The following is a 12,865-nucleotide window of genomic DNA, read 5'->3' on the forward strand; positions in this document are numbered from 1 at the left end:
AAGAACATTTGCCTGTCGGGTCTGACCAAGGCGCCTCCGCATTTCCTTAATAAAATTTCCCATTTTTCTGTTGACTTAGAGCTAACTCTAAGTAGTAGCATGTGTATAGGAGGTGTTGAAGTATGATGTACAGTATATCGGAAGTAGCCCAGCAAACAGGGTTCACCGCACATACGTTACGATACTATGAAAAAATTGGCTTGTTGTCTTCACCGACAAGGCAAGGAGGAAAAAGACTATATACCGCTGGAGAAGTGCGGTTGCTACAATTTATGAAGGTTCTTAAAAATACAGGTATGTCTTTAGAAGATATCCAAGAGTTTTTGGTAGATGGATGTCTTCTAGAAAATAGGGATGCTGAGCAAGACAGAAGTAAGAAAGTACAAAAGCGAAAGAATATTTTAGAAAAGCATTTGTTGACATTGGAGCAACAAAAAAGAGAATTAGATATGGTCATACAGCTAACCGAAGAGAAGCTAGCAACCTATCATGGCATGCTCGAGGAGGACCAAAATGAAAAACGGTAAAGTTGCAGGAATGCTAATTGGTTTTGTGTTAGTGACAGGTGCCACCTTCAACCTTGCTAAGTACGCCGTTCAATATTTTTCTGCGGCAAGTGCTGCAGCGTGGCGATTTGGGATTGCGGCACTTGTCATGTTTGCCATTTTAATGATCCAGAAGAAAGTTAAATGGGAAACTATTCGCAGGCACGGGATCACTTATACAATACTGGGGATAGTAGGGATTTTTGGATTTAACGCCTTTTTCTTTTTTGGGATGAATCATACCTCGCCATTAAATGGGGCTTTAATTATGGGAACGAACCCACTTGTCACGACGATCCTTGCTTTTTTTATCTTAAAAGCACCGATCACCAGTAAACAAATCATTGGAATCCTTTTTGCCCTTTTAGGAGTGACCAGTGTATTGACTAGAGGGTCTTGGGAAGTCATTCAAACTCTTTCTTTTTCCATGGGGGATCTGCTTATTCTGGCAGGGAATGTGTGCTGGGCACTCTATGGGGTGTTAGGTAGAAAGTATTTAAAAACTAGTTCCTCTCTTGAGACAACTACCTATACGATGATCATCGGCGCCTTGTGCCTGATCGGATTGGGTGCATTTTCACCAAGTATGAACTCAGTAACAGCCGTCCCGCCACTCGCTTGGGGAGCCATATTATTTATGGCTATTTTCACTAGTGTGTTAGGTTATCTTTGGTGGAATAAGGCAATGGAATTGATAGGACCAGCTAACACTGCCGTATTCTTTAATTTAGTACCTGTCGTAACTATGCTTATATCAGTTGCCACAGGAACCCCCGTTACCATTCTCCAAGTAATAGGCACCGTTTTGGTTATTTCAGGTGTGCTGATATCTTCTGGTTTTCTGAACTTTGGAAAGGTGTATAAAGTGATAACGAGGTCTCTTTCATAAGGGATCTTTTTTACGTGAAATTCCAGGAATTTTTGCAAAACCTTTTTGAAAAAGCAGTATAATAGAGTCATGACATTAACAGCCAGAGACACATCCAATTTTGAGAGGAGGAACCCATTTGTTTGAAAAAGCATTGCCATTACTAGAAACGCATTTTGGTTACAGCTCCTTCCGTACGGGGCAAGAGCAGGCCATTCAATCCGTGTTAAATGGCCATAATACTATTTGCGTCATGCCCACGGGCGGCGGTAAATCGATTTGCTATCAAATCCCTGCGCTTGTCCTATCAGGAACCACGCTTGTCATTTCCCCATTAATCTCTTTAATGAAGGACCAGGTAGATGCCCTCATTCAAGTCGGTATTTCAGCCACATTTATTAATAGCTCATTAACCTTTAGCGAGGCAAGTGAACGAATTCGCGAGGCAAAGCAAGGGAAATACAAACTGCTTTACATTGCACCAGAAAGACTAGAATCACCTGATTTTGTTGAAGATTTAAGAGAAATGGACATCCCATTAGTAGCCGTTGATGAGGCGCACTGTATTTCACAATGGGGACATGACTTCCGTCCGAGCTACCGCCATATTCAACAAATGCTTAATAACCTAGCGCAAAGGCCGGTTGTTCTTGCGCTAACTGCGACAGCAACACCAAGAGTACGTGAGGATATTTGCCGTCTTTTAAGCATTGATGACAGAAATACGGTTATGACTGGATTCGAACGAACGAATTTATCTTTTTCAGTGATTAAAGGTCAAGATAGACAAAAGTATCTCTTCGACTATTTGAAAAAGAACGATAAAGAAGCAGGAATAATTTATGCTGCGACTCGGAAAAATGTAGATCTACTATATGAAAGACTACAAAAAGAGAATATCAATGTCGCCCGCTATCACGCAGGGATGAGGGACGAAGAGCGCATGCACGAGCAGGAACGATTTTTAGAGGATAAGGCAACGGTTATGGTGGCCACTTCTGCCTTTGGGATGGGGATCGACAAATCCAATATTCGATATGTCGTTCACTATCAAATGCCGAAGAATATGGAGAGCTACTATCAAGAGGCCGGTCGTGCAGGACGTGATGGTCTGGATAGTGAATGTATTCTTCTGTATTCTCCACAGGATGTGCAGGTTCAACGCTTCCTCATTGACCAATCCAGTGATCGAACACGAATCACACAAGAGTTAGACAAGCTTCAGCAAATGGTAGACTACTGTCATACGGAAGAATGTCTGCAGGAATTCATTATAAAATATTTTGGTGAACAAGAGACAGATACATGTGGTAGATGTGGTAATTGTCTAGATACAAGAACTAGTTTAGATGTAACCAGAGAAGCACAAATGGTCATGTCCTGTGTCATTCGGATGGGGCAACGCTTCGGTAAAACCATCACAGCCCAGGTTTTAACAGGGTCGAAAAATCAAAAGGTGGTGGAAATGGGTTTTAACAGTCTGCCTACTTACGGAATTATGAAGGAAAAGAGTGCAAAAGATGTTAGTGACTTTATTGAATTCTTGATTTCTCAAGAATTAATTGCCATTGAGCAAGGACAATTTCCTACTTTATTTGTTTCTCCAAAGGGGAAGGATGTTTTATTAGGAAAACAACAGGTATTCCGTCGGGAAACGGTCCAAGTCAAACAAGTTTCTACGAGCGATCCGTTATTTGAAGTGTTACGAGAGGTACGAAAACAAATTGCTGATTCGGAAAAAGTCCCACCGTTTGTAATATTTTCAGATGCTGCATTAAAGGATATGTGTGTCAAACTGCCGATCACAAACGAAGAGTTTTTACAGGTAAGCGGTGTGGGTGAACTCAAACTCCAAAAATATGGACTTCAGTTTATCGAAGCCATACTCACATTCGTTGAAAATAATCCAGATTATCAAAGTGAGCAGAGTCCTGTAGAGAAAACAACGAAAAAACCTGCAAAAAGGACTGTCACGGATTCACATTTGGAGACATTGGAATTACATCATGGTGATTACTCTATTAAGGAAATTGCTCAGAAGCGGGATTTAGCGGTAAGTACGGTTGAGAATCACTTACTTCAGTGTGCACAGCAAGGGGTTGAAGTTGATTTTTCAAAACATATCCCAGCAGACTTCATACCACTTTTAGAAAAAGCAGTGGAGGAAGCTGGCCGTGACCGCTTAAAACCTATTAAGGAACTCCTTCCAGAAGAGGTTAGCTACTTTATGATTAAAGCCTATGTATATTTTTTAAGTAAAAATAAAAAGGTGAAATAATATTACAATTATTACTGTTATTAGAATATTTTAAATTGTTGTCGATATCTTGCTGAATTTGTTGTTATTTCCCCGGTAATTTGTCGATATTCCCTAATTATTGGGTAAGATGATAGCATTCGACAATGTAACTACCTGCATAATAGTGAAAAGAGGTTGACTCAAAATGGGGTCAACCTCTTTTTGTTATTCCTTATACTCATCTAAAAACGGTTTATTTACGTAATAGTACATCATTGCCATAAATACGGCTCCTCCAATCAGATTGCCGATTGTAACAGGAACAAGATTGTGAATCACGCCACCCCATGAAATAGTTCCTGGGTGATGTAATACTAGGGCAATAGCGAATGTACACATATTAGCAATACTGTGTTCATATCCGGAAATAAAGAAGCAGAAGACAAACAGCATCATGGCAAACATTTTTGGACCATCTCCTTTTAACCCCATTGGAAGGAAAAAGGCCATACAAACAAGCCAGTTACAAAGGATTGCCCGGAAAAACAGCTCTGTTGTTGGGACTTGCATTTTAACTTCCACGACATGAAGGAGAAACCCATTTACTGATGAGCTAGCATAAAGTCCAGTAGTGAAAATAATAAAAGCAAAGACAGCGGCACCTAAGATATTTCCTGCATAACTGCATACCCATAGCTTAAGCACTTCTATCCAAGTCATTTTCTTACGGAGTGCAGCGTAGGTGTAATAAAACGTATTTCCTGTAAATAAATCCCCGCCGCCATAGGCGATTAATATAATCGCTGCTCCAAAGGTAAGGGCGGCCATTGGGTAGGCAAACGGTGAGTCTACCACGTAGAAGAAATTACCGGTCTTAAACGCAACGATGACTCCAAAACCAATAAACATACTGGCAAGCATCGAGCGTAAAATATATCGGAGGATGCTTTGGCGAAATATTTTTATCTTTTTTAAGGCTAATTTTTCTGCTTCATGCAAAGGCTGCATTTCCATGTCCACTACCACCATTCACAATTCGTTTACTATCCCTTTATATTTCAATAATCTTGGAACAAATATGTATTATACGGGAATCATTTCATTTACCCAACAATAAAAGGGAAATTGCCATAGAATATTCCCATTTTACATTCATATGCTTTTGTAACTAATATAAATAGTAACTTGGCCATGTGATGCGCTATAATAAGGTTTTTCCTACTACAAAAATAAAGGAGTTTGTATGAAGACATTCCAAAAAATCACCCCCCAATTCGATCCTTGGGAAGCTTATTTAGATGTAACGCAATACGGGAAACCTCAGCTTACTAATATCGAATTTACGACTACCACTCTTTGTAACATGCGCTGTGAGCATTGTGCTGTAGGATACACGCTCCAAACAAAGGACCCGTTAGCACTTCCCATTGAGCTTATTTTACAAAGATTAGATGAAATTCCGCATCTGCGTTCGTTAAGTATTACAGGGGGAGAACCTATGCTTTCCCATAGCTCTGTCAGTAATTATGTAGAACCCATTTTAAAGTATGCCCATGGACGCGGAGTTCGAACACAGATGAATTCGAACCTAACTCTTGATTTAAATCGGTATGAAGAAATTATTCCGTATTTGGATGTATTACATATTTCACATAATTGGGGAACGATAGACGATTTTGTGGAAGGCGGCTTTGCAAGAATGGAGCGGAAACCTGACTATAGACAACGAGAAAAATATTTTACGAGAATGATAGAAAATAGCAGAGAACTGGTGAAAGCAGGAGTTATGGTTTCGGCGGAAACCATGTTAAATAAGCGGACGCTGCCTCATTTGGAAAAAATTCACCGGCAAATCGTAAATGAAATGCTTTGTCAACGACATGAAGTGCATCCCATGTATCCGAGTGATTTCGCCAGTAATCTTGAAACTTTATCATTAAATGAAATGAGGGAAGCAATTCATCATTTGCTGGATGTTAGGGATGAAAATGTATGGATGCTATTTGGAACACTGCCATTTTATGCTTGCAGCAGTAAACAGGAGGATTTGGACCTATTAAAACGGCTTTATCAGAATAAAAATGTAACCGTCAGAAATGATCCAGATGGTCGTTCCCGTTTGAATGTGAATATATTTAACGGTGATATCATTGTAACGGATTTTGGAGATACTCCTCCTTTAGGAAATATCCAAACAATCACACTTGAAGAGGCCTATCAAGCATGGCAACACACAGGAATAGCCAAGGAATTAAGCTGTCACTGCCCGGCTGTTTCATGCTTAGGTCCAAATATCTTGGTCAAGAATAGCTATTATCAGGGTCTTGATTTTACTAAGTTGAAAGCCAATATTGCGAAAAATTAAGCTCTTTCCGCGGGCGGTAAAGCATGAGGCTAAAAGGAGACTCATTATTGTCTTCTTGCAAACACTTATGTAAGATGTTATACTGATTAAGAATTATTTTTGTTCGGTGTAAAGGATAGTATAAGATAAACTTTTCGTCTTGATGATCACTGAGTGCAAGGATAGTACCATAATGTGTGCAAAAGCACACAGCAGGAGGAAACACACATGGAACAAGGTAAAGTAAAATGGTTTAACGCAGAAAAAGGTTTTGGATTCATCGAACGCGAAGCTGGAGACGATGTATTCGTTCACTTCTCAGCAATCCAAAGCGAAGGCTTCAAATCATTAGACGAAGGTCAAGCAGTTACTTTTGAAGTAGAGCAAGGTCAACGTGGACCTCAAGCTACTAACGTTCGTAAAGCTTAATAACAATGTCGGATAAGACAGGCTCTATTTTATAGAGTCTGTTTTTTTTATTCAAAAAAACAAACAAAAACCCCACTCATGAATGAGTAGGGCACACAAATGAAACAGTAATTCAAATGGTAGAATTATTGTATCATATATTTTCGGAATAACCTAATTTATTTCAATGAAGATTTTGGTAACTTTTGTATGTTGAATAAGTTATTAAGCTGTATGTTTAACAAGCTTAGGATGTCGAAGCAATGATACGAGCAAAATCAGTCCGCTCATAATCAATAAAGTACTGGTGCTGATGAAAACGGCGGAAAAGCCAAAGTAGCCAGAAAGAAAGCCCCCCAGCATGGGTCCAATGATGTTACCGAGAAATCTTAGACTATTGTTATAGCCAAGGACCTCCCCTTGCATGGTAATCGGAGCCTCCTGGCGGATATAAGCAATCCTGACAGGAATGATTCCGCCGATGGTCACACCTAAAGCAATACGGATGATGACAAGCTGCCAAAGACTTGTCACGATCGCTCCTGGTAAGTACACTATCCCTGCTGAAAATAGAAGGATGACTAATATTTTGATATAACCATATTTATCTGCAATCTTTCCCCAGTTTCGTGACATGAGTAAGTTGCCTATTCCTGCTGCAGAAAAAGCAATCCCTGAATAAAAAGCAACATTGTTTGGCCCATGCAAATCACTGACAAATAGCGACAGGATTGGTTGAATGCTGAAATGGGCGATTTGTACAAGAGATGAAATAAGCAATACGGTTAATAAAACAGGATTTCGTAGGATGTGTTTGATAACCTCTTTACTGGAATAGTGAGATTTGGTGCCCTTTGTTGGTTCTATCAGAAATTCCTTCGTTGCGATAACAAGAATCCCTGAGATGAATATGGAAATAGAAGTCCATTTAAAGGTGGTCGCATAGCCGAGTGTGTCGGCTAAAATTCCTCCAAGCATGGGTCCTAACAACGAGCCCGTAATACTTCCTGTTTGTAATGTCCCTAGGACACGACCAGCAATCTCTTTTGGTGTTTGTGTGGAGATGAATGCCTGTGACATCGGGATAAACCCTGAGAAAAAGCCCATTAAAAACCGTAGTAAGAGTAGCTGCCAGACTGAATGAACAAAACCCATTAAAAAGATAGATACAGCCATCCCTAATCCACAAATGATAAGTATCTTTTTCCGACCATAGCGATCTCCAATCTTCCCCCAAACCGGTGAAAAAAGAAATGCAGAAACAAAGGTGATACCAAAAGTAATTCCCGACCAATGTTGGACATATTTCTCTGAAAAGTCCCCAAACGTTTCAATATACAGCGAAATAAACGGCATGACCATCGTCATACTACCTGCGACGAAGAAGTTGGCAAACCACATAATGAATAAATTACGTTTTGCACTTTCCTGCTTATTCATGAAAGGTAACACTTCTTTCTTCAGTTTATTTCGGTTCCCTAAATATAATCATACCGAAATTTCTAAGGAGAATAAAGCAATATCTGGGTTTAGTTTTAATAATAGTTTTCCCAACTCTGTTTCATTGATTAAAAAGGAGTTATTAATTTATTGGAAATATTTAAAATACTATTGACAACTTGTTAATCTGAGTTTAAATTTAGTTTATTACTTTAAATCAATAATACGTTCTCTTATCAAGAGTGGCAGAGGGACTGGCCCGATGACGCCCAGCAACCGTTCCAAAAAGGAATTGGTGCTAAATCCTGCAAAACATTTAATGTTTTGAGAGATAAGAGAGGAGTAGTCCAACATTTGTGATGAAACCTCTCTTTTCTGGAGAGGTTTTTTATTTTTTCATAAAAGAAAACTTCTCCAATGGGAATAGTTTATTTTGGTAAGAAAGACAAAAAGGGGGAGCTTTTATCATGAAAAAAAATATTCTCAAAAGTATGCTTGTATCTACATTGGCTGCAAGCCTGCTACTCACGGGGTGTGCTTCTGGGGGAGAAACAAAGAAAGCAAGCGGAAATAAAAATGTATCACTTGAAGGCGTACCAGAACAATTTAAAGGTGACCAATTGAAAATTAAGGTGATTCGTAAAATTGGCGGAGACGACCATACAGCCCAATTCCTAGCAGGAGCAAAAGAAGAGGGAGAATCGTTAGGATTACAAGTGGATGTGTTTACTGCAAACGGTGATACAGCAAAATTTCATGATGCGATAAATCAGGCATTAGATCAGGACTATGATGGATTCATTATTTCACATGGTGATGATGATGCAACGGTGAATGATGTGAAGAAGATTGTTGAAAAAGGAAAAAGCGTTGTGGCGTTTGACTCTAATCCAAAGTTGGCTGAAGTGGAGGGAGTAACACTTACATCACAAGATGACGAAGCATTGGCAACTTTAGCATTGGATCAGCTTGTAAAGGATACGAAGGGCAAAGCAAATATTGCATACCTTTGGGTTGACGGTTTTCCACCTATGGTTAGACGAAATAAAGTGTATCAAGATACCCTTTCAAAAAACCCTGGAATTAAAGAAGTGGAACGCTTCGGTGTAGCCGCTGCAGATACCAGTGTTCAAACACAAAACGCCGTAGCTGCCATGTTAAATAAATATCCAAAAGGAAAGTTGGATGCCATCTTTGCTACCTGGGATGCCTTTGCTATTGGTGCAGCACGAGCACTTAAAGAGGCAGGCCGTGAAGAAGTAAAAATTTATGGTATTGATGTTTCAAATGCCGACCTTCAAGAGATTCAAAGAAAAGGTAGTGCTTGGAAATACACAGCTGCTGTGGATCCTAAACTAATTGGTGCTGTGGATTTGAGATTGCTTGCTAAAAAAATTGCAGGTGAAGAAACACCACAAACCTATGATTTAGAAGCTTCTCTAGTTTCACAAGACAATCTTCAAAAGTCTAAAGATCCTGTTAACATGGTTAATCTATCAAAAATTATTTCAGGATGGGGCCAATCAGACGCATTCGAAGAAGATTGGATGAAAACATTAAAAAAATATTATAAATAATTAAGGTTACTATAAGCACTCTCTTTTTCACTTGATTAAGAGAGTGTTTGCTTGATAGGGGGATGATTTCATGCAGTCAACATTGGAAATGAAAAATATAACAATTGAATTTCCAGGGGTGAAAGCTTTAAATCAGGTTCATTTTTCAACAAAGACGGGAAAGATTCAGGCATTGATTGGAGCAAATGGTGCAGGGAAATCAACTCTAATGAAAGTCCTCTCAGGGGCTTATAATCATTATACCGGTGAGATTGTACTGGACGGGGAATCTTTGAACATTCGATCACCGAAGGATGCCCAAGATGCGGGTATCCAGATTGTCTATCAAGAAGTCGATACGGTGCTTATACCTAATTTAACGGTCGCCGAGAATATCATGTTGATGGACACGGTTCATCATATGGGAAAAAAGCAGTGGATGAATTGGAAGACTCTTCATCAAAAAGCAGCACAAATCCTGGCTGAAATGAATATTACACTTTCTACGAAAAAGCTTGTGAGTGAGCTTTCTCTGGCAGAAAAGCAAATGATTCTCATTGCTAGAGCTGTCTCGAATCGGTGTAAATATTTGATTCTAGATGAACCAACTGCACCCTTAAGTCATACGGAAACGACCGAGCTTTTTCGGATTGCCCGCGAATTAAAGAGACAAAATGTCGGGATTATCTTTATTTCTCACCGCCTGCCAGAGATTTTTGAAATCTGTGATGAAATTACAGTTATGAGAAACGGAGAATTTGTTGTAAAAGAGAACATCTCAGAGACAACACAGAATCAAGTGGTGGAGCACATGCTTGGCCAAAAGCTGGAGGAACAGTTCCCGAAAAAGATTACGAGAATTGGAAACACAGTTCTTGAAGTGAAGGGACTCTCAGATAAAAGTAAAATTAAAGACTTACATTTACAAGTGAACTCTGGGGAAATCGTTGGAGTGGCTGGGCTTGTCGGTGCAGGTAAAACCGAGCTCTGCAAGGCGCTTTTTGGTTCTGAAAAATTAACTGGAGGAGAAGTCCATCTTAATGGGGTTAAACTAACCTTGAAAAGCCCATATGATGCGGTGAAAAATGGGATGGCATTAGTGCCCGAAGAACGCAGAAAGGAAGGAATTCTTGTCCTTGAATCAGTGGAATCTAATCTGACAGCGGCTAATTTAGGCGGTTTTACAAACGTATTTAGCTTTTTAAATAGAAAGAAAGAAAAGGAAACAGCCAAGCAGTTCATTAGCCGGCTTGGAATTAAAACACCTTCTGAAGAAACAAAGGTTCAGAATCTATCTGGAGGAAATCAGCAGAAGGTCGCAATTGGGAAGTGGCTGGTGGCTGATGCCGATGTCTATATTTTTGATGAACCAACCAAAGGTGTGGATGTTGGTGCCAAAAAAGACATCTTTGAACTGATTACGGAATTAGCAAGTAGAGGTAAATCCATTATTTATGCTTCTTCCGAACTATCAGAGATTATGGGGATTACGGACCGAGTCTACGTTCTATATGATGGACAATCAGTAAAAGAGTTAGAGACGAACCAAACAAACGAAGAAGAACTTTTATTTTATTCCACAGGGGGCAGGTAAAATGGAGACAAACATTTCAGCAAAGAATCAGACCCCAACAAAAAAAGCATTTGAGCTGTTTCAATTTTTATATAAATACGGGACGATTATAACGATTCTTGCTCTTATTCTTATTTTTTCAGCGGCTAATCCTACCTTTATTCAAGGTAGTAATATCGTCAATATCCTTCGGTCAATTTCGATTGTGACGATTATTGCTATAGGTATTACCATCTCATTATCTGTAGATGGATTTGATTTATCAGTAGGCTCGGTAGCATCGTTATCGAATGCCATCGTCATTTCTATGTTTGTTTGGTTTTCCCAAAATACCGTTCTTGCGATTATCTCTGCGATTGGTGCCTCCTTAATTGTAGGTGCTTTGAATTCGTTCATGATCGTAAAGTTACGAATCCCAGACATGCTAATGACTTTAGCGACCATGTTTATCATTCAAGGGACCGCGCTTACCTATACAAAAGGGGCGACAGTTTCTCAAAATATGGTGATGCCTGATGGATCCATGGCAACGGGATTAATCAGTCCATTTTTTGCGAAAATTGGTGAGGTGCCATGGATTATTATCATCATGACTATAACCGTCATTCTTGTGCATATCTTTCTGACTTATACCAAACATGGTCGATACATGTATGTGATTGGCGGAAACAAAGAAGCTGCAAGACTGTCAGGGATCCCTGTTAATAAATATAAAGTAGCGGCTTATTTACTCTCTGCTTTGTTTGCATCAATTGGCGGAATTGTCCTGGCATCAAGGGTTATGACTTCAGAGATTAACTCCGGTGCACCCTACCTCATGGATTCGGTTGCTGCGGCCTTTATCGGATTTTCAGTTCTAGGTGCGGGTAAACCAAATGCATTTGGTACTTTTATTGGGGCGGTATTAATTGGTATTCTGCAAAATGGCCTTGTCATGATGTCTGTACCGTATTATGCCATGGATATTGTAAAAGGAACCGTACTAGCGTTTGCCTTAGCGATTACCTATTATAAACAGAAATAAATGTTTGATGGTAACTTATTCACATGTGGATAGGTTATTTTTTTTTGAAAAATTGCAGGTAATCTTTGGAAGAGGGCGAATACATTTTACATAAAGGTACACGATGATATGGAGGGATGAGTATGACTAAAGAATATCCTATTTTAGCTGATGCAGAACCGTTTTACTTTGAAGGAAGTAATGTTGGGATTTTAGTATCACATGGGTTTACAGGTACCACCCAAAGTATGAGGCCGCTAGGAGAGGCATACGCGAATGCGGGCTATACGGTATGTGGACCGCGGCTCAAAGGTCATGGAACTCACTATGAAGAAATGGAACAAACAACCTATCAGGATTGGGTTTCTTCTATTGAAGAAGGATTCCAATGGTTAAAAGAACGTTGTGATATTATTTTTGTCACCGGGCTTTCGATGGGGGGAACATTGACTCTTTATCTGGCTGAAAAGTATCCTGAGATTCGAGCGATTATCCCAATAAACGCCGCTGTGGATATTCCTGAAATGGCTCCTGTCCGACAGTTAGAAGGAGTAAGGTTTTTAGATGCGATCGGATCTGATATTAAAAAAGCGGAAGTGAAGGAATTAGCGTATGAAAAGACTCCGGTTCAATCCATTAAAGAAATTCTAAAGTTTATGGAACAGGTAAAAGCAGACCTTCATAAAATTACTTGTCCGGCATTGATTTTTGTATCGGAAGAGGATCATGTCGTGCCGCCTAATAATTCACAAATGATATATGATGGCATTCGCTCTTCGGTAAAAGAGCTTCATCATATGAAAGATAGTTATCATGTGGCAACGCTTGATAATGACCAACAAGTGATCATTGAGAAAACATTACATTTCATTGAAAAAAATCAGTGAAA

11 protein-coding genes and 1 riboswitch are annotated in these 12,865 nt (G+C 39.5%); of the genes, 9 read left to right on the plus strand and 2 right to left on the minus strand.

Translation table 11 applies throughout. The annotated features are described in order from the left end of the window. Positions 1-125: 125 nt before the first annotated feature. From ABES03_RS12010 to recQ, 3 genes are all read left to right on the plus strand, one after another. Entirely contained in the window at positions 126-527 is a 402-nt protein-coding gene (locus ABES03_RS12010; RefSeq protein WP_430117547.1) for a MerR family transcriptional regulator, read from the plus strand. After that, on the plus strand, positions 514-1,434 hold the full coding sequence (locus ABES03_RS12015; RefSeq protein WP_430117522.1) for a DMT family transporter: 921 nt from the start codon (positions 514-516) through the stop codon (positions 1,432-1,434). Before ABES03_RS12010 ends, ABES03_RS12015 begins: the two co-directional genes overlap by 14 nt. 118 nt (positions 1,435-1,552) lie before the next feature. Next, positions 1,553-3,691 (plus strand): DNA helicase RecQ, encoded by a 2,139-nt coding sequence (gene recQ / locus ABES03_RS12020; protein ID WP_430117523.1) that lies wholly within the window; start codon positions 1,553-1,555, stop codon positions 3,689-3,691. A gap of 186 nt (positions 3,692-3,877) precedes the next feature. On the opposite strand, the gene ABES03_RS12025 is transcribed toward recQ, so the two are convergent. After that, positions 3,878-4,666 carry a formate/nitrite transporter family protein gene (locus tag ABES03_RS12025; RefSeq protein WP_413303042.1) on the minus strand — a complete coding sequence of 263 codons (789 nt, stop codon included), beginning with the start codon at positions 4,664-4,666 and terminating at the stop codon, positions 3,878-3,880. Positions 4,667-4,895: 229 nt separating this feature from the next. On the opposite strand from ABES03_RS12025, the gene yfkAB reads away from it, so the two are divergent. After that, complete coding sequence (gene yfkAB, locus ABES03_RS12030; protein WP_430117524.1) at positions 4,896-6,017, plus strand: radical SAM/CxCxxxxC motif protein YfkAB; 1,122 nt, start codon at positions 4,896-4,898, stop codon at positions 6,015-6,017. A gap of 207 nt (positions 6,018-6,224) precedes the next feature. Beyond that, on the plus strand, positions 6,225-6,425 hold the full coding sequence (locus ABES03_RS12035) for a cold-shock protein (RefSeq protein WP_007083691.1): 201 nt from the start codon (positions 6,225-6,227) through the stop codon (positions 6,423-6,425). 204 nt (positions 6,426-6,629) lie between these two features. On the opposite strand, the gene ABES03_RS12040 is transcribed toward ABES03_RS12035, so the two are convergent. After that, entirely contained in the window at positions 6,630-7,844 is a 1,215-nt protein-coding gene (locus ABES03_RS12040; protein ID WP_430117525.1) for an MFS transporter, read from the minus strand. Between the two features lie 230 nt (positions 7,845-8,074). Further along, positions 8,075-8,182, plus strand: a riboswitch (SAM riboswitch). A 129-nt stretch (positions 8,183-8,311) separates the two neighbouring features. On the opposite strand from ABES03_RS12040, the gene ABES03_RS12045 reads away from it, so the two are divergent. From ABES03_RS12045 to ABES03_RS12060, 4 genes are all read left to right on the plus strand, one after another. After that, positions 8,312-9,421 (plus strand): sugar ABC transporter substrate-binding protein, encoded by a 1,110-nt coding sequence (locus tag ABES03_RS12045; RefSeq protein ID WP_430117526.1) that lies wholly within the window; start codon positions 8,312-8,314, stop codon positions 9,419-9,421. Positions 9,422-9,491: 70 nt separating this feature from the next. Beyond that, on the plus strand, positions 9,492-10,994 hold the full coding sequence (locus ABES03_RS12050; protein ID WP_430117527.1) for a sugar ABC transporter ATP-binding protein: 1,503 nt from the start codon (positions 9,492-9,494) through the stop codon (positions 10,992-10,994). Position 10,995: 1 nt separating this feature from the next. Further along, entirely contained in the window at positions 10,996-11,997 is a 1,002-nt protein-coding gene (locus tag ABES03_RS12055; RefSeq protein WP_430117528.1) for an ABC transporter permease, read from the plus strand. Positions 11,998-12,119: 122 nt separating this feature from the next. Then, positions 12,120-12,863, plus strand: coding sequence for an alpha/beta hydrolase (locus ABES03_RS12060; protein WP_430117529.1), 744 nt, complete (start codon positions 12,120-12,122; stop codon positions 12,861-12,863). Positions 12,864-12,865 lie beyond the last annotated feature (2 nt).

Source organism: Neobacillus rhizosphaerae, from assembly GCF_050477885.1.
GTDB lineage: Bacteria > Bacillota > Bacilli > Bacillales > Cytobacillaceae > Neobacillus > Neobacillus rhizosphaerae_A.